General features: G+C 38.8%; 19 protein-coding genes, 2 pseudogenes and 2 riboswitches. Of the genes and pseudogenes, 4 read left to right on the top strand and 17 right to left on the bottom strand.

All coding sequences use genetic code 11. From position 1 onward, the window contains the following. The first annotated feature begins 368 nt into the window (after positions 1–368). The gene (locus tag H525_RS24080; RefSeq protein ID WP_051331032.1) at positions 369–1,223 is read left to right on the top strand and encodes a polysaccharide deacetylase family protein; all 855 of its coding nucleotides are present in this window, start codon (positions 369–371) and stop codon (positions 1,221–1,223) included. 55 nt (positions 1,224–1,278) lie between these two features. Here the strand turns inward: H525_RS24080 and H525_RS0113400 are convergent, their stop codons facing one another. The 8 genes and pseudogenes from H525_RS0113400 to H525_RS0113360 form a co-directional block, all read right to left on the bottom strand. Then, entirely contained in the window at positions 1,279–1,995 is a 717-nt protein-coding gene (locus H525_RS0113400; RefSeq protein WP_035101104.1) for a type 1 glutamine amidotransferase, read from the bottom strand. A 2-nt stretch (positions 1,996–1,997) separates the two neighbouring features. Then, entirely contained in the window at positions 1,998–3,332 is a 1,335-nt protein-coding gene (locus H525_RS0113395) for a Mur ligase family protein (protein WP_027416618.1), read from the bottom strand. A gap of 302 nt (positions 3,333–3,634) precedes the next feature. Then, positions 3,635–4,122, bottom strand: a pseudogene (locus H525_RS29600) (Gfo/Idh/MocA family oxidoreductase). A 12-nt stretch (positions 4,123–4,134) separates the two neighbouring features. After that, positions 4,135–4,827: a response regulator transcription factor gene (locus tag H525_RS0113380; RefSeq protein ID WP_027416617.1), complete on the bottom strand. Its 693-nt coding sequence runs from the start codon at positions 4,825–4,827 to the stop codon at positions 4,135–4,137. Between the two features lie 21 nt (positions 4,828–4,848). Beyond that, positions 4,849–6,306: a sensor histidine kinase gene (locus H525_RS0113375; RefSeq protein WP_027416616.1), complete on the bottom strand. Its 1,458-nt coding sequence runs from the start codon at positions 6,304–6,306 to the stop codon at positions 4,849–4,851. Positions 6,307–6,315: 9 nt separating this feature from the next. Beyond that, entirely contained in the window at positions 6,316–7,065 is a 750-nt protein-coding gene (locus H525_RS24075) for an ABC transporter permease (protein ID WP_051331031.1), read from the bottom strand. A 3-nt stretch (positions 7,066–7,068) separates the two neighbouring features. Continuing rightward, positions 7,069–7,800 carry an ABC transporter ATP-binding protein gene (locus H525_RS0113365; protein WP_027416615.1) on the bottom strand — a complete coding sequence of 244 codons (732 nt, stop codon included), beginning with the start codon at positions 7,798–7,800 and terminating at the stop codon, positions 7,069–7,071. A gap of 65 nt (positions 7,801–7,865) precedes the next feature. Continuing rightward, positions 7,866–8,774 carry a hypothetical protein gene (locus H525_RS0113360; RefSeq protein WP_027416614.1) on the bottom strand — a complete coding sequence of 303 codons (909 nt, stop codon included), beginning with the start codon at positions 8,772–8,774 and terminating at the stop codon, positions 7,866–7,868. A gap of 167 nt (positions 8,775–8,941) precedes the next feature. Next, positions 8,942–9,077, top strand: a riboswitch (cyclic di-AMP (ydaO/yuaA leader). 3 nt (positions 9,078–9,080) lie between these two features. On the opposite strand from H525_RS0113360, the gene H525_RS24070 reads away from it, so the two are divergent. Further along, a complete protein-coding gene (locus tag H525_RS24070; protein WP_051331030.1) occupies positions 9,081–9,686 on the top strand; it encodes a 3D domain-containing protein in 606 nt (201 codons plus the stop codon). Positions 9,687–9,729: 43 nt separating this feature from the next. Here H525_RS24070 and H525_RS0113350 read toward each other — a convergent pair whose 3' ends face one another. The 5 genes from H525_RS0113350 to H525_RS0113330 form a co-directional block, all read right to left on the bottom strand. Further along, a complete protein-coding gene (locus H525_RS0113350) occupies positions 9,730–10,884 on the bottom strand; it encodes an MGDG synthase family glycosyltransferase (RefSeq protein ID WP_027416613.1) in 1,155 nt (384 codons plus the stop codon). Between the two features lie 20 nt (positions 10,885–10,904). Next, a complete protein-coding gene (locus H525_RS0113345) occupies positions 10,905–12,065 on the bottom strand; it encodes an MGDG synthase family glycosyltransferase (protein WP_035101099.1) in 1,161 nt (386 codons plus the stop codon). 475 nt (positions 12,066–12,540) lie between these two features. Then, positions 12,541–12,801: a metal-sensitive transcriptional regulator gene (locus H525_RS0113340; RefSeq protein ID WP_027416611.1), complete on the bottom strand. Its 261-nt coding sequence runs from the start codon at positions 12,799–12,801 to the stop codon at positions 12,541–12,543. Positions 12,802–12,951: 150 nt separating this feature from the next. Continuing rightward, complete coding sequence (locus H525_RS0113335) at positions 12,952–13,260, bottom strand: rhodanese-like domain-containing protein (protein ID WP_027416610.1); 309 nt, start codon at positions 13,258–13,260, stop codon at positions 12,952–12,954. Positions 13,261–13,301: 41 nt separating this feature from the next. Further along, positions 13,302–13,688, bottom strand: a complete 387-nt coding sequence (locus H525_RS0113330) for a rhodanese-like domain-containing protein (RefSeq protein ID WP_027416609.1) — start codon at positions 13,686–13,688, stop codon at positions 13,302–13,304. A 572-nt stretch (positions 13,689–14,260) separates the two neighbouring features. Between H525_RS0113330 and H525_RS0113325 the strand changes: the two genes are divergently transcribed. Together H525_RS0113325 and H525_RS0113320 are read left to right on the top strand one after the other, a co-directional pair. Then, complete coding sequence (locus H525_RS0113325; RefSeq protein ID WP_027416608.1) at positions 14,261–14,704, top strand: Hsp20/alpha crystallin family protein; 444 nt, start codon at positions 14,261–14,263, stop codon at positions 14,702–14,704. Positions 14,705–15,073: 369 nt separating this feature from the next. Continuing rightward, complete coding sequence (locus H525_RS0113320) at positions 15,074–15,400, top strand: YnfA family protein (RefSeq protein ID WP_027416607.1); 327 nt, start codon at positions 15,074–15,076, stop codon at positions 15,398–15,400. A gap of 169 nt (positions 15,401–15,569) precedes the next feature. Here the strand turns inward: H525_RS0113320 and H525_RS0113315 are convergent. The 4 genes and pseudogenes from H525_RS0113315 to H525_RS24055 all read right to left on the bottom strand — a co-directional run. Beyond that, positions 15,570–16,150 (bottom strand): annotated as a pseudogene (locus tag H525_RS0113315) (FAD-dependent oxidoreductase); the annotation flags it as partial. Positions 16,151–16,334: 184 nt separating this feature from the next. Continuing rightward, on the bottom strand, positions 16,335–18,350 hold the full coding sequence (locus tag H525_RS25690) for a sensor domain-containing protein (RefSeq protein ID WP_155837278.1): 2,016 nt from the start codon (positions 18,348–18,350) through the stop codon (positions 16,335–16,337). Further along, a riboswitch (cyclic di-GMP riboswitch) is annotated at positions 18,331–18,415 on the bottom strand. (Overlaps the previous gene by 20 nt.) Before the next feature lie 161 nt (positions 18,416–18,576). After that, on the bottom strand, positions 18,577–20,505 hold the full coding sequence (locus tag H525_RS25685; protein ID WP_081413399.1) for an EAL domain-containing protein: 1,929 nt from the start codon (positions 20,503–20,505) through the stop codon (positions 18,577–18,579). Positions 20,506–21,456: 951 nt separating this feature from the next. After that, a partial coding sequence (locus tag H525_RS24055; RefSeq protein WP_035101097.1) for an IS30 family transposase occupies positions 21,457–21,783 on the bottom strand: 327 nt, incomplete at its 5' end.

Genomic DNA, 21,783 nt, shown 5'->3' with positions numbered 1-21,783 from the left:
GGTGACCAATGGAAGGAAAGTATATGTTGCTTTAACACTGTAAAGCAACATATACTTTCCTTAACGGTAAAAAAAACAATAAGCCGCTTCCCGCCTGCAGTAAGGAATCGGCTTATTGTCTGGGTTGTTGATTGTGCGTGGTTTTGTGTAGGATTAGAGGCGAGCCTCTGTCCATATTGATAATGTACCATCAAAGCATGAGAATTGATTTAAAAAGACATTAGAAACGATTAAGAACAGCGTGCTGTTGAACATATCTCATTAAATCCTAATGAATACATATTATCCTTACATAACAGATGGTTTTACCGCACGCACACATTTTAGACAATTATTGACGGCTGACTGTTTGTAAGGGAGAAGTGGATATGAAAAAAGTGTTTTCTGTTGTTTTTAGTATCATTGTTTTGGGAACCGCGTTTGTTTTGGTAAAACAAAATGCGGCAATAAATGCCGTTACATCCCATGTACCTGTACTCTATCAACAAGGAATTCTTAGAAGTCAAAAGCTGCTGAAAGGGCAAGGGATTCCCATTTTGATGTATCATCATTTGCTTGAGAATAAGGATAATAAAAAATTCATAAAAAATGCGACAGTAATCACACCTGAACAGTTTGCAGCTGAGATGAAATTGCTGCACGATCACGGGTACACCTCTGTTACGATGAGTGAACTTGAACAATACGTGGATGGAAAAATTAAACTTCCAAAAAAGAGTGTTGTACTTACGTTTGACGATGGATATTTAAGCAATTATAAATATGCTTACCCCATCTTAAAAAAATATCATTATAAAGCGACCATCTTTCTTATCACAGGGAAGGTTCCGCCAAAACCACAGCATTTTGACCCAAACAAATTAACGAGCATTAGTTGGCCGGAAATACCGGCCCATTCTGATGTGTTCAATATTCAGGCTCATACACATAAATTCCACCGTATGCTGAACGGTAAGGCATATTTAGTGGCCAAACCCCCGGCGGAAGTAAAACAGGATTTGCAAGCCTGTAGAGCCTTAACGCATGCTGATTATTTTTCTTATCCATATGGAAAATACAACGAAACCGATATTGCCATTTTAAAAAACCTTGGTTTTAGAATGGCTGTTACAACAAAACCAGGGTATGTTTATCCGGGCAGCCCCAAATATGAATTGCCCAGAAATACCGTTTACCCTTATACAACGATAAATCAATTTAAACAAATCGTCGGTATCGTTTAACGGTCAGAACAGTAAAAAGCAGCTCGTCTTATCCGAGCTGCTTTTTTATACCTTATCAACTATGTAATTCTCTTTCCCATAGCAGCTTGTTTGCCGTATTTTCTAATTGGTCATCTAATGGGAAAAGTTTAACGTTTCCATACTTTCTCTCTAATGCATTGGAAATGAGATAATCCGCAATTTGCGGATTTTTAGGCAAGAGCGGACCGTGCAGATACGTTCCAACTAAATTTTTATAATGAATACCTTCCTTACCATCTTCTCCGTTATTGCCATGTCCTTTAACGACTTCCCCTAATGGTTTATAAGAGTGATAGGTCCGGCCTCCGTGATTTTCAAAACCAACGATGTTCCCAAATGTTTCGGAATTGAGCAGGATGTTGCCAATCAATCTTGCAGGTTTGGAAACGGTGTAGAAATCAAGGAGTTCTAAGCCAGGTAATTTACTACCGTCAGGGAGCTGGTAGTAATCTCCCAAAAATTGATAGCCTCCACAAACAGCGAGACAGGAAACGCCGTCCTCGATGGCTGATTTCAATTCGCTTTGAATTTTTGTCAATTCCTCTGTCACCAGACTTTGTTCCCGGTCGCTCCCACCCCCAATCACTACAATATCAGCTTCCATTACATTCGCTTCCTCAACCGAGTCAACCTCAATGATCTGTGGAGCAATGCTTCTCCACTCACAGCGTTTTTGCAGCGCGATGATGTTACCCCGGTCTGCGTAGAGATTTAATTTTTTGGGGAAGAAGTGGTAAATCGTAAGCTGCATGATTATGCTCCTTTGGATTTCTGTATCATTTTAGACACGAGTTTTTTTCTAATTGGAGTTAATGCCGTGTAGTTTGGAAGAAGAAATGTTTTCATGGAGTGTTGAATACAATAATCAACTACTTCGTCATAAGAAGTAAGGATAACAATTTTATTTGTATCAATTCCTGCATACTTAATGCGTAGCGCAAGGTCATGGGCGCGAGTCCCCCCACATATCACCTTTTTAATGTCCTCTCGGTTTAGTTGTTCCAAATCCGCATCCCAAATCCAAGAAATATCCGTCCCATCATACTTTAAATCATTTAAAATAATCGCGATCTGTTTATCCTCATAATCCATTAAAAGCTGGGCAAGTGTGATGTTCATACCGGCTGGATTCTTCACAAGGTTTAAGATATAAGGTACGCCTTTATATTCGAAGCTCTGCATTCTGCCGTTAGAAGCTTCGTAAGCAAGGAGTCCTTTTTCAATGTCTGTATTTTCAATTCCAAGTTCCTTTGCACAGGCAATGGCAGCAAGAGCATTGTACACATTGTGAATCCCACTAATTGGAATATGAAAAGTGAAATTGTTGATGCTAAAAGAGGGCGCATGCCCCAGGTGAAGGGAATCAATTTCATACGTTGGAATAGGGCGTTTAAATCCGCAGCTACATGAATAGTACCCTAATTGCCCATAATAGATCGCCTCGTAGTGAAGTTCATTGCCGCAATCCGGACAAAATTTAGATTCACTAACGCCGTGCAGCTGGAATCCTTTTACGTTTTTGTTCATTCCGAAGAAAACGGTTTTCTTTTCGAGTTTATTCAGACGCATAACTAACGGATCATCCCCGTTTAAAACCAACTTCGTATGCAGAGGTATAATGGCTTTCCTCACAGTATTTATTAATGTATCAATTTCTCCAAAACGGTCCAGTTGATCCCGAAAAAAGTTTGTACAAACCATCATTTCGGGTTGAACTTGTTTGGCGACTTGAGATAACGCAGCTTCATCCACTTCAATTACCGCGTACTTATAGGACAGTGTTCCTGATATTTTGGCATGCTTTACAAAGCAAGCAGTAATTCCTGTTATAAGGTTCGCACCTTCCTCGTTGTTAAATACCGACTTTCCAGCAGCCCTTAAAATACTTGCCAATATATTGGAAGTCGTTGTTTTTCCATTTGTCCCCGTTATAAGAATGAGATGTTCAATTTGATTCGCTAACGTTTTTAATAAATCAGGTGCAATTTTACGTGCAATCACGCCCGGTATATTTGTAGCGTCATTTCCAAGAGTCCGACTTACTTTTCCAGCAAATTTACCTGACAAAATAGCTACATTTGACTTCATGGATAATTCCTCCTGGTTCATGGCTGCCGATGCATAGAAGTAAATCAGTTAAAGACATAAAACGATATCTTAATCATAAACGAAAAATGTTAACAAACTTTTTTCGTAACATTAGAGATTGATGAGAGCGAGACAATTTTCCTCTTAGTATTCTCGGATCCATGAGGGTTTGAAGCTGAATATGTGCACATAATTACCGTTTAATAAATGGAACCATAGGTTATTTTAGGAACATAAATAAGCCAGACCGGTTCTCAGGCTGGCTGTACATGTTCTTATCAAAAAATGAGGTCAAGGAAATCTTAAATCCTGCTTTTCCCAACAAACCGTTGAATCAGTTCGCTTAGTAACAGCTGAGTTTTATATGCTTCTTCCCCATCGATAACCGGACTCGTATCCCCAATCACCGATTCAATAAAATGGTCTATCGCCCCTGCAAAACCCCTTTTATTTAATAAAGTTTGCCAGGACGAGGAAGGTTTTACAATCGTATTTCCATTCTCTTAAAGCTCCATATAGTCTAAGTAAATTATTTTCCTCATTAACTGGAATAACCCCGTCAAATGAAACAATGTCTTTATTTGCAACCCATCGAACAAGATCGACAAGATGAATAAAATCATCAAGTAATGTCGTACTTTCTTCCTGTTTTTACGCTTAATTCAACAAGTTTCTCTGCTTCCTCAATTGTTGCGGCTAATGGCTTCTCTTTTAACGTCCAATTTTTTTCGCAGGAAAGAATAGGCAGGTATGCCTTTTGAGTAATGTCCCCCAATCCCACGATTCCTATTGTCTAAAGAAATTACACACTAAACCGGTAGCCGGCCCCCCAGATGGTTTCAATATATTGAGGGTTGGAAGGGTCCAGTTCTATTTTTTCCCGCGTTTTCCGTATATGCACACTTACTGTGCTGATATCTCCGATAGAGTCTATACCCCATATCCGTTCAAATAGCTCTTCTTTTGAAAACACTCGATTGGGGTTAGAAGCGAGCAGGGTTAACAACTCAAATTCCTTTGTTGTTAAAATCACTTCCTTATTATTGACGTACACCCGTCTTGCGCTTTTATCAATCGAGATGCCTCTAATCTTAATTTCTTCATTTTGTTGTTCACGTTTACCCATCAACCGCTCATAGCGAGACAGATGGGCTTTGACTCTGGCAACCAACTCACTGGGGCTAAAAGGCTTCGTGATATAATCGTCTGCACCAAAACCCAAACCTTTGATTTTATCAAACTCCTCTTTTTTAGCAGATACCATTAGGACCGGTATATCTTTTTTGTTTCTAATCTGCTTACATATTTCAAATCCATCAATCCCGGGAAGCATTAAATCCAGAATAATTAAATCGTACTCCTCCGCTAGCGCTCGCTTCATTCCTTTGGTTCCATTTTGTTCGATTTCCACCATAAAGCCGTTAATCTCAAAATAATCCCGTTCTAACTCGGCTATACTGCGTTCATCTTCAATGATTAAAATGCTATTTTTCACGTTTCTCCCCACCTCTGACACTCATGCTCTTTTTAATGTAAACAGAATACTCGTTCCTTCTCCCTCTATGCTTTCCACCCATATCCTTCCCCCATGCTCTTCAACAATGCGCTTCGATATAGCAAGACCAAGCCCGCTGCCGCCGGTAGAAGAATTGCGGGACGCATCCGTCCGGTAAAATGTATCAAAAATAAAAGGAAGCAGGTGACGGGGAATCCCCTGTCCGTTATCCTTAATTTTTATGGTGGCGGTCGTTTGACTCGCAGTCAAATAAATATCGATGGTTCCATTTTCCCTGTTCATATATTTAACCGCGTTTTCAACGACATTCATAATCACTCTTTTTAATTGTTCCCTATCGGCGATAACCATCAATGGATCTTTTACTTCTGTATGATATTGGAGGGCGACTCCACTTCTCCCGGTATCAAACTCCATCTCTTCCGCACAATCGAGTAAGTAAGCATGGAGATCGATTTCTTCAAAATTAAACGGAAGTTTCTTTAAATCAAGCTTTGAAAATAGAAATAACTGGTCGATAAGTTCATCAAGATCATTTGCTTTTAAGGAAATGGTTTTAATATATCGTTCCATTTTTTCCTGAGAATCGGCAACCCCATCCATGATCCCCTCTACATACCCTTTAATTGCTGTTATCGGCGTTTTAAGGTCATGCGAAATACTGGAAATTAACTCTTTTCGGTTGTTTTCATACTGTATTTGCTGTTCAACGGATGTTTTTAATTGCAGCCGCATTCCCTCGAATGCTCCGGCGAGCTCCCCTATCTCGTCTCTGGGATACGATTCCAAAACAAAATTCAAGTTGCCCTCTTTAATTTGCTCTGCCGCCTTTTTTAATGATTTCAGCGGCTTTACAATGCTTCGGGAGACAATGTATGTCAGGATACCATTTGTAAAAATAATAATCAATACAAAAGCAATAATCATGGTAATCATTAACTTATAGGCGAATTGTCCAATCGGCCCTACACTCGTTAATAAAAATACGCTACCTGATTGCCCGTCTCTGAAATGAAAATCAAGCTGCTTAATTAAATACAAATGATTACCAATGAATTCGGGATCATGAATTTCTTCGTGATTGTCTTTTTGATGATGTCTGACTTTCGGAAGATATTCTGTGATATTTTCTCCGTTAAATAGATTGGAAGCATAAATAACAGTATTATTTTGCCGTACAACAATGCCTGTATTGATGATCGACAGCTTTTGATCCATTCCACGAAGATATTCCATATTTTTGAGTTGGTCTGGGTTTTTTGTGGCTGTTAACTTAATATCTGTGAATATTTTTGCACCTTCAGACAGTAAATTTTTCTCTGTTTCTCCAATCGTGGCGATGTTTTGGATACTGCCTACATTTATTTTAATGATTCCTACACCCACACCAAAGGTTAAAATAAGGGGGATGATAAGCATAGCAATATACGATAGCAAAAGACGCATTTTTATGGACATAGCTTTCACCTACAGCTCTTTTCTGTCAAACAAATAAAACCCTGCTACAAAGAACAGTATACTGTAGGAGAGAAGATACATAAATGCAGGGAATATATTCCCGATTCCGGCTGTATGTCCCAGCCACAGTGTATACCAATCTGTGTACGAAAACGGTAAAAACTTAGCCAATTTGGGCAAAATAAAAGGCAGCCCTTTTATACACAAGTAGATAAAAATGGAAGTAGTTAAGGCGCCGCTCGCACTTTTAAAAAACTGGGCAAAAAAGATGCACGCAAAGGATAAAGAAATCATTGGAATGCAGGATACAATGTAAGCTTTTAATCCTTCCCCCAATCCTTGCATGGCACCTGTTCCTTCCAAAACGAGTCCGGAAAGAAAAGAAGCAACAAAGATAACAGCTAAATGGATGATAATAAAAATCCCGACCGCAGCATTTTTAGATACAAATACGTTTAACCTGGTAATTGGCCGGGTTAACACAATTTTTAACGTTTTATCCCCTTCTTCACCTGCGAATACATCTGAAGCCGTCATAAAGATGAAAAGCGGCAGAAGAAAATTCACAACCAACCCTAACACAAGGAGCGGAAAGTTAACACTGTCAGTTATCGTGAAGCCCGATTTCCTTTGAACAAAGGAAAACAGGACAGCACTTGCCACAGGAAAGGCTGCTGTAAGAAAGAGAAAAATAAACGTTTTCCTTCTTAGAAATATTTTTTGGGTTTCATTGCGTACGCCTGCAGATAAAGAATTCATTTATTATGCTTGCCCCCTTTCCTCTCTTACCTGTTTAATAAAGAATGCTTCCAGGGTTTCTTTCTGATTATCCAGCAAATCAGAAACCAATCCTTCTCTAATTAAGCGCCCATTATTAATGATCCCGATTCGGTTACACATGATTTCAATTTCATGGATGAGGTGGCTGGAAACAAAGAACGTGACATTTTGTTCGCGAGACAAACGGGTAATGATGTCCCGGATTTTTACAGTCCCTTCAACATCTAATCCATTTGTTGGCTCATCAAGAATAACAAATGACGGCTTTGATAACAGGGCGGCGGCCAGGCCTAATCTTTGCTTCATCCCTAACGAATAACCGGCTACTTTTTCATGTTTAACCTGCGCTAAATCAACAAACTCTAACACTTCGTCTATTCTTGATGTTGTGATATCGCTGTAGAATCTTGAGGACAGAAGCAGATTCTTGTATCCGCTCATGTATTCATAAGCAGCAGGTTCTTCGATAATGCACCCTACCTTTTGTAGAGCCTTTTCTTGTTGAGAGTCAATATCGTAGCCAAAAATCTTCACTTCCCCTCTTTGTGCCCGGCATAATCCTGTTGCAATCTTCATCAGCGTTGTTTTTCCAGCCCCATTCGGGCCTAAAAAACCAAATATGTCTCCCTCGTAAATAGTAAAGCTAATATCCCGGATACCTCGCCCGTTCTTATATAATTTCGTTACATTCGTGACTTCCAATACCTTTTCCATGCATTTTCCCACCTTTATAAGGACAGATAGAGCCCGCTGCCGAACTCTATCTGCCATTGACCTGCCTACTCTTGTTCGTTGTGTCTTGTCAAATCTTTAGCTTGGATCTTTTGTACCTTTTTCCCGTTTAAGTCAACCGTATCCGGAGTGGTACTGTTGTAATTACTAAGGTCTGCTGTCACGTTAATAGTAATATCGTGCGCTTTTCCATTCGCATCATTTCCCGTGACTTCAATATTTGCTGTTTGATGCTGGATGATACTGTCTTTGCTAATGTTTGCCGTAATATCTACATTGTCTACTTTAATGTTACCCGTCAATTTAGGGAAGGCGGACATTACGTTAGATGCAAATGGATCAGTTGTTTGTTTGTGATTTTCCATGCGATTCATACCGTTTTGTACGGCAAGAGAAGCAAGCGCATTAACAACAGGCGGCAATTGGTCATTTGATAGCTTTAATTCTACATCGCTTGAACCGTCGGATTCCGCTTTCAATGTAATGTTATTTTGTATGTTTTGAGTAAGAGCATCAATCACATTTTCAACCGCGCCCACTTCCCCATTTTCATTCGTATCTTTTCCGGTACTTGTGGAATGATGTTTTTTCACCCCATCAAATGTAAGAACTTTGTACACATCACTGTCGCTGCTTTTCATAATCCTCGTGCCATTTTGCGAATAGACATTCATCGTTTTTTGCTGGTTGGCGGCATCAATGGTAGTCACATCACTCATCGCTTTCGTATCGCGATTCATTTTCACTTCATTACTCATGGTGAGAAGCTTGCTGCCGTTATCCGTAACAGAAACGTTCACGGCTGTTGTCAGACTTTTTGCCTGGTGCATGTTGTTAAATGCTGTTTTGTACAAATCATATCCTGACGAACTGGAAACGCCGGCATAAGCAGTCGTAACGAGCATAGCTGCTCCTACAGCTGCGCTGATGCCCATTACTGCAAATTTCTTTTTCATTCTTTGTCATCCTCCTGCTACAGAGTTTTGTTATTTCATACCACCACACTCATCGTATCCGACAATCCTAAAATCCCGGTAAAAAAACCTTTAAAATTTTCTTAAGAGACGCGAACATCCACACTATGTTCATTGAACGAAAACAGTTTGATAACATTTTTAATGTAGACTAAAACAGGCCGAAACTTCTCATCTATGAAAAGTACGGGGGATGTAATCTTTTGGGGTGAAGCACAAAAGTGTTAGGGTTGCTCCTTAATCCGAATCCGTCAACTAACCCCGTAGGCATAATAAGGAGGAAACAACATGAATAAACAGATTAAAAATTTAATCATCGCCTGTCTTGTAAGCGTTCCGTTCATCGGCTATGCTGCGCCTGCTTTGGCTGAAAGTAACGCAGCTACGACGTGTCCGACGCCTAGTACATATACGGCAACCGATACGGACACGTTCTGGGGAATTTCCAAAAAATTTAACATCCCCTTATCTTTACTGCTGCAAGAGAATTCATCCATTGACCCTCTGAATCTATCCGGTGGAATGGTGATAAAATTACACACGCCAAAACCAACAGATATCGGTAATGAATCGACCGGCAAACAATATTCCATGGTTGCCACAGCCTATTCTGGTGCCGCCGCAGAAAACAATTCGTATGCCAACCTTGATTTCATGGGTAACACTTTAAAAATCGGAACCATTGCGGTAGACCCTTCTGTCATTCCATTAGGAAGCAAGGTCAAAATAAGTGGTTACACTTGTCCTCTTCTTCCGAAAGGCGGAATGATAGCCACCGCTACAGACGTTGGAAGTGCCATCAAAGGAAACCGGATTGATATCTTCCTTCCCGGTACCCCTTCCCAAGTCAGTGGTTTTGGAATGCAAAATGTTTCAGTAAAAGTTTTGAAATAAAAAAGAGACCGCTCAGGTCTCTTTTTTATTTCTTATGGTTTGTTTACCTCGATGCAGTGTCCAGATTCATTGCAGCCCATTCAATGTTGGTTAAAATATCCTGAATAATGTTTTTAGCTGCATTACGCTTGCGAAGTAATTGGATCGCCTTATTTATTTCAAACAGCCGTTTTTCATCCCGCAAAAGGCGATTTACCTGAAAAACCAAATCATCCGTTCGGTAACTAATGATAGCCGCTCCTTTATCAACCAGATAGCGGGCATTTTCCATCTCCTGCCCTGCGACTGGAGAGAAAATAACAGGCGGGACGCCAAGCGCGAGCGCCTCTGAAAGCGTCACTCCTCCTGCTTTCGTAATAATACATGAAGCCATGCCCATAAGTGTGTGTAAATCACTTACGAATCCTAAAACCCGAATCGGCAGTTGCTGCTCGTCAAAAAAAGCTCCCATTTCCTCTTTAAGCCGCTGATTTTTTCCGCACACTAACAAAATTTGATAATCCCCTGCAGATAAAATGTCACTGCAAATTTTCTTGACCGTTTTCCTGTTATGAAAATCAGCCATGATAAGGATCGTTTTCTTAGAGGGACATAACCGATATATATCAAGCAAATGGAAGGAATTAAACATATAAGCAAGCGAATGAAATTCCTCCCTCAGTGGAATTCCGCTAACTTTGATTCGCTTTGGATCGATTCCTTCTCTCATCATGGTTTTCTTCAAATCGATGGTTGGTACATAATGCATTGTTATTTCGGGATGAATCCAGCGGTTATGGAGGGTAAAATCTGTCACAACTGTATACACAGGAATTGAGATCTCATCGATTCTACACAACTCAGGCATAGCCAGCATGGGAAACGTATTAATCACAAGGTCAGGTTTTTCCTGGCGAATGATGTCACGTAGTTTGCTTATACCGAAAGAATTGAACAGCCGGCTCAAAAACGTATTATGATTCATGTTCTTAGTGACATTGTAAAACCATCCATAAAAGCCTGATCCGATTGTATAACTTTTCTTATAAATGTAACGTGTTACCCTGTCAATGAGTGGGTGGGCTTCGGCAAATAAATCCTTGACAGTAACGTTCCTGATCCCAGCATTCTGAAAAGATGTTTTTAAAGCGCGGGATACTTGTAAATGTCCTTCACCATAATGAGCATATAATATTAACACCTTTACATCCTTTTTCATCCTATATGACTCCTTATTTTTTACAGACATTGAAACGTTTTACGGGCCTGGTTTGCGTATTCTCTCGGAAAAATAGCATTCAAAAACTCAGGGTCCCATTGATATTTAAGTTCTTTCGCATTTCTTTTCATATAAAAAAGTACAGCCGGCTTTACCAGAATTTCTTGAAGCAACCCGATTAAGTCTTTCCCATCGTAAGCTTGTATAGCTACTCCCGACCTTACCAAAAAATTTGCATTGTCCACTTCCTGGCCTGGTATCGGTTTATAAAGCAGCATCGGCAATTGTGAAGATATGGCTTCGGAAGTGGTTACCCCTCCTGGTTTCGTAATCATCAGATCAGAAATGGCCATAAATTCAGAAATGCAATTCACATATCCTGTAATCAATACATGGTGCTTAGAGTATTTCGATTCTCTGACTAATTTTTTCCGCAATGTTTCATTATGCCCGCAAACGATAATCAGATTGATTTTCTTGGTTAGCGAATTAAACTCAATCAATTGGGATAGTTCCCTTCCTATAATTCCATCCCCTCCACCCATAACCAAAACAACGGGTAAAGATGGATCTAAGTTGTATTTCCTGACTAACAAATGCTTATTATACACCGTGTTAAACTCAGAGCGAATAGGAATTCCGGTAACGCTTATTTTTGAATCTGGAATTCCTATATGCAGTAACGATTGTCTCACATAGTCCGAGCCTACAAGATACCTATCCGTATAGGGAGAAATCCAATAGTGATGGTCGGTATGGTCCGTAATAACGGTAATGATGGGAATCTTGATCCGTCCCATTTCTTTGAGTTTAGACATGATATTAGCCGCTAAAGGGCAGGTGCTTACGACAACAGAAGGCTGGATATCCGTTAACATTTTTTGAATTTTATATACCCCGATAAACTTTATAATCATCAGGTCGAAAAACGAGGAATCACTTACTTTTCCTGTTGCATTGTAAAGCCAGCCATATAAAAGCGGAAATTTTTTTACAATAAGGAAAAACCAAAAACGAATCATCTTATAAGCAACAGGATTGATCTCTTTTAAAAATTCAAATACCACAGGTTCGCCATCAGGAAACCTCATACCAACAGCCTCTGAGATCGCCTGTGCTACTTTAGAATGACCGTCTCCAAAGTTTTCTGTGAGAATTAAAATCCTTTTGTTTTTTTGCATTCTCAACTCTGCCACCTCACCTAACTAAATTCATTAATCAAATAAACACCCATTTAGCTCTCACATATTTATTATGTTATGCTCTCCTTTTAATGGACAAACAAAACGCAAAAAAAGTTCAAGGTAAGCCAGTGGTATAATATGTACAATTTTATCTTAGAAATTGTTTTTATTTATTGTAGCCCACAAGCATAAATTTCCCGTAAAAAAACCTTTAAAATTTTCTTAACTATTGATACTAACCCCTGTCTACATTTTACCAGATTGAATTTCCATAAATTATTTTATCGAGTAAGCTTAAACCTCTTTTTAAAAAAACTTTAAAATTTTCTTAAACACAACTCAGGCAGGCAAAAACAGCTGCTTCGTATGGAAGCAGCTGTTTTTATACTGTGTTCTAAGAAATTTCCGGATTGTCCAACTTTGCCATATAGGATAAATCAAATCGGTGTCCCATCGTGGTACCTCCTTATAATTATCTGCTTTTAACAAGTAAATCAATCGCTTCTTTAACAACAGATTCTGGATTGTTTCCCTTTTCCAGTTCCACTCGAATGCATGCTTCCATATTTGTGGCTACTACCAGCCCAACAGCACGGTCAACCGCTGAGCGAATTGCTGATAATTGTGTCACTACTTCCCTGCAGTCCTTCTCTTGTTCCATCATGCTTAGAACCCCACGGATTTGTCCTTCGATTCTTCGTAGGCGATTTTTAATTTGATCGCTGTATTCCATAATACTTTCATCTCCGTTCCAAACACGTTTTTATACCCGCACGGGTATATTATACAGGAAAATAAACCTTTACTGCGAAAAAAAGAGTGTGCAAGATTTTCAATTTCTTACACACTCTTTTTTCATTATAGGCTATTTTTTTGAAACCTATTACTCAGTTCTTCCCGTCCAGGCAGACATGCCACCAATCATATTTTTCACTTTGGTGTATCCTTGTAGGATTAAAAATTGACATGCCCGCGCACTTCTCCCTCCGCTTCGGCAAACGATAACCGTCTCTATATTTGGATCGATCTCATTGATCCGGTGAGGTATATCAGAAAGTCGGATATGCTTAGCGCTCGGTATTTTTCCAGCGGCAACTTCATGGTTTTCCCGGACATCGATAATATTCATTTTTTCTCCGGCTTCCAGCCTTTCTTTTACCTGTTGAGGAAAAATGCCAATTATTTTTGTCATTTGGTTTACCTCCTTATTCTACCGGTACCAACTTATCATTCTTACTCTGAACCTTTTACTAAAGTTCCATTCCAACCTGAAACCCCTGTCCTAAGATGGCTAAGCTGTTCAAATCCTGCTTTTGAAAGAATTTTTGCAGCCTGACGGCTTCTCATCCCACTCTGGCATGTTAAAACAACAACTTTACTTTGATCAATTTCTGCAATACGATGTTTAAGTTGGCTTAACGGGATATTTTTAAACCCACTAATGTGTCCCCGGGTATATTCATGGACTTCCCTTACATCAATAAACGAATACCGTTTTGACTGTGTAAGCCTATCCTGCACTTCATTTGCTGCAAGATTTTTCAAACCTTTCTGAGGTAGAATTCTCTGAATAATAAACCACAGTACAAGGGCTAGCAAAACGTAATTAATCCATTCCAACTGGGCTACACCACCCTCTTAGCTTTAATATACCCTATACAGTATATACCGTACAGGGTATATTATGTGACACATCAATTCTTTTGTCAATTACCTTTACTTTGTATTTTCCTTTAACGATTTTTACAATCGATTCTTAGGATAAGCAATTGTATTTTAACGACAGCAGGGCATAAGTAATTTTAAGCATGGGGAAGATAATTGGGATCTTTCCAAGAGGTGATTATGTGAAAAAGTTATTAGTTACAGTACTAAAGATTCTAGATTGCCACAAACATACTGCTTTGAAGTAAACAATTCTTGCATATGAAAGATATTCCTGTCGCTTAAAGTTTATTTCCCAGGAAAACTGTCTAATATGATGACCTTATCTATAGAAAGAAAGCGAATAAGAAGTTTTTTTGTCTTTACCCTCCTCCATCTTCGTCACTTAAACTTGTTATCCTTGATTTTCTCCTGCGAAATAGAATTTATGATTTTCTCTTGTATAGAGCGCTGAATAAATGTTTAGTTTTATGGAAATATAATTTTGTAGAAATACAAAATACAAATTATCGAGGAGGTTTCAACGTATGCCTTTAATTCCCTACGAACCATTTCGCCGTCTTGAAAACATGAGGCAGGAGTTAGATCATTTCTTCCGAACCGATTTCCCTGATTTCAAAGCAGGCTTTGGACAAAACTTCGGTAATCCAAGTATTGATATTTACGACACCGAAAATGAAGTTGTCGCCACATGTGATATTCCTGGATTAGAAAAGAAAGAAGACGTAAATATTGATATTGACAATAACATCCTTTCTATAAGCGGAACCATAAATAAAGTGAATGAAATAAAGGAAGAGCACTTACACAGACAAGAACGTTTTGTCGGACGTTTTCAGCGTTCCGTCAGCTTGCCCTCTCGTGTTTCATCTGAGGGTGTTAAGGCAACCTACAAAAATGGTGTTCTTGAAATTCGCATGCCTAAATTAGAACCCCATACGAAAAAACGTATTGATGTTGAATTTCATTAGTCTATAGTGAGTTAGTGGAAAATGAAGACCAATCAGCTACTAGATTGGTCTATTTTTACGTGTGAAACAATCCTTGCATTAAATTGTAAGCGTAAAATAGTCCCCGTCCTGTCACAAGGTGGGGACTATTTTACGCTTACGTAAGGACGATGTAACTATAAGAAAAATGATATTAGAAAGTTGCTTATTCTCAAACAATGCTACTAATGATGGTCTAAGAACGTCAATATTCACCAAGTAAAGCGAATATCGTTCTTCAGCTCAGGCAGGATTGTGAAATTGAGTAGCATAAAATCTAACAATGGAACCCACTTAGGTAGCATTAACTAAAATACAATGATAGGTTAATAGATGGGGGGGTGATTTAAAATGATTTATGCAATATTCTTGTTTTTTATAGCTGGGTTAGCTGAAATTGGTGGAGGATATCTTGTTTGGCTGTGGTTAAGAGAATCTAAGCCATTGTGGTACGGAGTAGTTGGAGGAATCATCCTTATCCTATATGGTGTAATCCCTACGCTACAGAGTTTTCCAACCTTCGGAAGAGTGTATGCCGCTTATGGTGGTGTATTTGTCGTTCTTGCTGTCTTGTGGGGATGGTGGGTAGATAAAAAAACACCAGATATGTACGACTGGATTGGAGCATCCATATGCATTATAGGTGTTTCTATTATGCTCTGGGCACCAAGGAATTAGGAAAAACCTTTAACTTTTTTAGCCAAGAAGTCTCCCACTTCTAAACGTGAAGGTGCGATAGCACCAGTGAAAGTGGGAGACTTCTTGGCTTCGGACAAGGACAGGCTTTTGCCTGTTCAATTGTCCGACGATATGCTAGAGTCCAAAACTTCGTCCATTTCTTACCTTATTACCCTGCACAACAAGATAACTTCGAAACTCCTTATCAAACGTTAGTGCGACTAACTTTAATCCTTCTGCCATCGTTAAATATGGTGCAAGGCTTTCCCTTAAATCCTCAACAGTTAAGTCGAACTTAACGGCTAACGTTGCCGCATAAATGACATCGTCAGCATTTTCGGCAACCACATGAACTCCCAATCCTTTAAAGGTGTTCGCATCAGCAACTAACTTGAAAACGCCAGTGGTTTCCCGATTTACAATGGCTCTGGGAACTGCATTTAGCGGTAACACCGATGTTTTCACTTCGATGCCTTTTTCCTTTGCCTGTTTTTCCGTGAGCTCGACAGTTGCAATGGCTGGATTGGTAAAAGTTACACCTGGGACGACTTCAAGGTTTACTTTTCGGTTTGCTCCAGCAATGGCGTTATCTGCCGCAATTCCACCTTCATAAGCGGCAACATAAACAAATTGTGGACCCAATGTCACATCTCCTGCGGCGTAAATTCTCGGATTACTTGTACGCAAATAATGATCGACGACAATTTCACCACGAGAACCCACTTGAACACCCGCCGCTTCAAGATGAAGAGTCATTAATCGCTTCTTGTGCTTTTTTTACATCAACGTAATCCGGGAGTTCAAATGTTGCCTCGTAAAATAAAAACGGTTTCTGAATCGCTCTTTTTCCTCGCTCATTTCCCCTTCAAATCCTTGACATATCAAGCCTTTTTCTTCTCCCCTTATCCCCGCTTTTTCTTTTATCATGAATTTGCTATCTTACTCGTAATAAAGAATAAGTTTTAAAATTGTTTTTTCCATCTTCTTTCGCTTCGTATAAGGCGGTATCTGCATGATTCATCAGTTCATGTCTTGTGGTTCCATCTTTAGGGTAAAAAGAAATTCCAATACTGGAAGTCGTCTGCAATACAAGTTCGCCAATCAGCCAGGGTTCTTGGAGAGCGGCAAGAATTCGTTTAGCTATTTGTAAAGCGTCCTGTTCCTCTTGAATTTCAGGAAGGAGGATAATAAATTCATCTCCACCTTGTCGTGCCAGCGTATCACTTTCCCGAAGACAGCCTTGTACTCTTTGGGCGAATTGTATAAGCAGTTCATCTCCAACACCATGCCCAAATGTGTCATTGATGTGTTTGAATTTATCCATATCCATATACATGACTGCCATCTTACGCCCATATCGCTCTGCCTCTTTTAAGGATTGTTCCAACCGTTCTTTAAACAGTCTTCGATTCGGGAGACCTGTTAACGTATCATGATACGCCATATGACTCAATCTTTCCTCGTACAATCTTCTCTCCGTTATCTCTCTGGCTACAACCAGAAAATGAAGCAGATTCCCCTCTTCATTGAAAACAGGTGTCCCTTTCGCTTCCACCCATACCCAATTGCCATTTATATGTTTGTAACGAAACTCAATAACCTTATTTTCTTTGGACAGAACCATATACAAAAACTTACTTTGAATATGCGGAATGTCATCAGAATGAACGAAATCAAAGGCAAGATTCCCTTCATAGACTTCGGGTGTAAAACCTAAAACAAATTCATGAGATGGCGAAGCATACTTTATTATGCCATTTTCATCCAAAACACTCACAAGGTCAGTCATATTTTCCGCAATCAACCGATATTTTTCTTCACTTTTGCGAAGAGCTTCCTCTGTTCTTTTTCTCCCCGTCAAATCATGATACATCATCAAGAACGTTGGTTTCCCATCATGTTTAATAGTGGTTCCTGTGACTTCTACATCAATCACCGTTCCATCCAAACGTATGATTTTTTCTTCCGTTGGGGCTACAAAAATTCCAGTTTGATTTATTTCTTGGTTTCTATTTTCAACCAAATGAACAAAATCAGGATGAATATAATCTATAATGGATTTCCCAATCAACTCTTCTAAAGACGATGCTCCTAACAGTTTGATACATGCTGGATTAGCATATTGGATGAATCCATGCTGATAAACGATGATGGGTTCAGGTGACCATTCTACTAATCGTCTATACCGTTTTTCACTTTCTTGCAATGCTTGTTCTACCTTTTTTCTCTCACTTACATCACTAAATATAATCAAAGTAGCAGGACTTCCATCATAGTTGATAGACACTCCACCAATCTCGGCATCAATCATTTTTCCATCGTGTCGTATCAATTTCTCTTCGATAATCGGTATTTCTTTTCCAATTTTGGCTTGAGATATTCTCTGTTTAGAAATTTCATGGAAATCAGGATGAAGATACGTGAAAATAGATTTTCCTACCAAATTATCTTCCTTTACAATTTTCATAGCCGATGGATTGGCATAGAGAATCGTTCCTTCTCGATGAATGACAATCCCTTTAGGGGATAGTTCCACTATCTTTCGATAACGCTCTTCACTTGCTCTAAGCTGTTCCGATTTTTCATGATAGTGTAATATGAAAAGGGCAACCAACATAAATAAAATCCAGTTCAAAGTCGAATTCACAACAAGTTGAGGAAAATCACTATCAAAATTAGTCGGAATCAAAAAAAACTCTACAAGATACTCAAATACACTGGCAAAGGATATTGCAAACAACCCAAATTTCCAAGCAGGATACATGGCGAGAATTAGGATTGGAAACGCAAGGGTTATCGTCCATCTCATAGGTTCATTATACGTAAGTTTGATAATGACAGGAACAAAAAGGCTTATAATCGCCAAACTCCAATAGATATATCGAATATACCTCTTTAGACTACACTTTATATTCATACGCTGTTTCTCCTTCGGCAACCCAGCTGTCATAGCAATTTTCCTTAGACCTGTGGCTTTGCGTCCCTGACTTACGTACAGATTTGCCTTTTTTGATAATTTTCACCTTATTTGTCTACAATGGCAGAAATAGCTACAAATTATATTTCAACAACACTTAACTTTGTCCTAAACCAACTACATGAGAATCCATCCACCCATAAAATACCCTTCAAACACGAATCTATTTAAAGGGAATAACATAAGAATTTGGGGATAGTTAATGTTCAAGCTCAACACAATGCTTAATGGGTAAAATGACATCAACTGTGGTTCCTTGATTGACGATACTCTCAATGTTAATTGTCCCCCCATGTTCTTGGACGATTTTTTTACTAATCGTTAAACCTAATCCTGTTCCCTTTTCTTTTGTGCTAAAAAAGGGTTCTGCAATATGTTTCATCCGTTCCTCAGAGATGCCACATCCTTGGTCAACAAATCGGAATTTGATAGAGTCAGAATCGTGCCAAAGCATCTGAACTTTGATGGTTCCTCCATCTGGCATTGCTTCTAAGGCATTTTGAAGAATATGAATAAACACCTGTTTGATTTGATTTTCGTCACAATAGATACGCGGGAAATCCAAGCTATTTTCTTGAATAATTTCGATATTTTTCATTATGGCTTGTGTTTCAAATAATAGAAACACTTGTTGTAAAAGAATCATTACATCTATTTCTTTCATTTGATGGGTTTGGGGCTTGGCAAGTGTTAAAAATTCACCCACAATATCTTCCATTCTATGAATCTCAGACAAAATCGTGTCAATATAGAGGGGCTTGTCCACTTCCTTTTGCAAGAGTTGAACAAATCCCTTTATCGAGGTTAGTGGATTCCGTATTTCGTGTGCAAAGCCAGCCGCCATTCTCCCTACAACAGAGAGATTTTCCGATTTCCTAATGAATTCTTCCGTTTTCTTTCGTTCGGTAATATCGACACAGGAACCAATGACCTCAACGACTTGCCCGCCTCTTCGGATAGGACGTAATGAGGCAAGATACCAAATACCATTGAGTTCCCCTTCGTAGGTTACATATTCCTCACCTTCCCATGCCCTCCGATAATATTGAAGTTTCGTTCCCGCATCACGCACATGACGGAAATCCATGAGTTCCCTTCCAATAATATGTTCAGGGGTGAGACCTATACGATACAACAATTCACCATCACACAAGGTATGAATAAATTTCCCATTTTGCTCTGTAAACTTAAAAATCATGCCTTGTTGCTGTCTTACGGTATCTCGTAATTCTTGACGAGCACTTTCTAACGCTTCTTCCAACCACTTTTGTTTGTATACTTTTTGAGGAATTCCCTCTCGATTGGTAATTTGCTCTATTTCAACAAAACGTTGTTCCAATTCTTCTGGAGGTAAAGGTTTACTAAACAAATAACCTTGACCTTTGTTACAAAAATTCTGTTGAAGAAAAATCAGATGTTCTTTTGATTCGATTCCTTCAGCGATCACTTCAATTTTTAATTGGTGAGCCATTGCTATAATCGCCTTTACAATCGTGGCATCCTTCGAATCAACCGTACAATTACGAACAAAGCGTTGGTCTATCTTGATAGTATCAATGGGGAATTCTTTCAAGTAATATAAAGAGCTATATCCTGTTCCAAAATCATCCAAACTGATTTGGACACCGATACGTTTTAAGTCTTTTAAGATATTTAGAGCGTGATGAACATTCATCATTATACTCTCCGTAATTTCAAGTTCCAGATATTCAGGAGAAAGTCCCGTTTCTTCTAAAATAAGTTGAATCTTCTCGACTAAATTCGATTGATAAAGTTGACGAGCAGACAGGTTGACCGCCATAACCATAGGAGGGATACTCGCTTCTTGCCACGCCTTGTTTTGCTTACAAGCCGTGCGTAATACCCATTCACCAATGGGTAGAATCAACCCTGTTTCCTCTGCGAGAGGAATAAATTCTGCTGGCGAGACCAATCCTTTCTCTGGATGCTCCCAACGAATCAACGCCTCTACTCCCTCAATTGTTCCGGAAGCTAACTCGAGCTTAGGCTGATAATAGAGTTGGAATTCTTGCCGTTCCAATGCTTCCCTAAGATTTGCCTCTGTCAACCCTTTACAAAATTGTTCTTTATTCAACATTACCACCACCAACAATCGAGAATCTGTCATAACAATTTGTCTTATACCTGTTGAATTGCATCTATAATTTTTATACTTTTTTCATTTTTTAGGTGATTTAAACCCTTAACGCACAAAGTTCATGAATCAACGTAACTTTTTTATATGACTTTATTTTATTGCAATCTACATTAGACTATCCTTCTGGTAGAATTATAGTTATTTAACCAAATCAGAATAAACACCTCAATAAGAAACGATTAATAATTAATGGTAAATTGAAAATTTGAGAGAGGAAAACAAAAGAGGTTGAATTTAAGGAGTCGCTAAGGTATTTGTTGTAACCATTGCACATAACCTCATATTGAAGGAAACAGGTGCTGTGGATATTATAAGCATGGAGTTAGGTATTTGATGGAAACGGTAGAACGATTTGTACGTTAACCATTTCTATATTATTAGCTTTTAAATCGCTGTAATATTACCGTTCTCAATTCATTCAAAAAATGAACGCCTACACAATTGCCAAAAGTAAGTTTATTCGTTCCTTCTATTTCTCTTCCTAAATCCTTAATTTTTAATTAAAGAAGAATAGTACGGATTATTAGTTTCCATGATGAAAATGTTTAATTTTTTCAGATTTTTTCAGATTTGTTCATCCTTTTTTTGGCTAATGCCTTTAAAAGAATATGTAATCATGAATGCAGGGAAAGATACAATTAGACCCTTTGATTTTTCCCTATGGAATTTTAAACATTTCACTAAATACATCATTCATCAATAAAACTCTACCGTTGCATTCAGTTATGCAAATCCCTTTCGTTGTGCTGTTCATATAATCTTGGTGTAGGATGGCAAACATAACGTACATCTCCATCTACAATTAACATATATTTAATTATTATAATTCAAGTGGTATTCGTTGGCAAGGAAATGTTCACATTTGTTTCTTAAATTGCAAGAATAAATGCAACAACACACGATAATCCATAATCTGTAAGATTAAACGACCGATTTTAACTCTTCATGGTAAAGATCATTTGGTGATCGATAGCCCAATATTTTTCTGGGGAGCATGTTGCACCAGTTTTCCACGTCGGCAATAAGTGACTCATCGATGTCGTCAATTGATTTGCCCTTGGGGATGAATCGACGAATCAGTCCATTGTGACGCTCGTTTGTTCCTCTTTCGCTCGATGTGTAGGGATGGGTGTAATACACTTCTACTTGTGCTGGGTTAATGGCATGACTTAGTTCGCTAAATTCAGAGCCGTTGTCTGATGTGATCGTCTTAAAGACACTTGAGAAGGTAGAGCCATAGATATTCTT

This window comes from Aneurinibacillus terranovensis DSM 18919 (genome assembly GCF_000430625.1).
In the GTDB taxonomy this organism is placed as follows: Bacteria; Bacillota; Bacilli; order Aneurinibacillales; family Aneurinibacillaceae; genus Aneurinibacillus_B; species Aneurinibacillus_B terranovensis.
The sequence above is the reverse complement of the archived record's forward strand: the minus strand, read 5'-3'. Positions and strand labels throughout refer to the sequence as shown.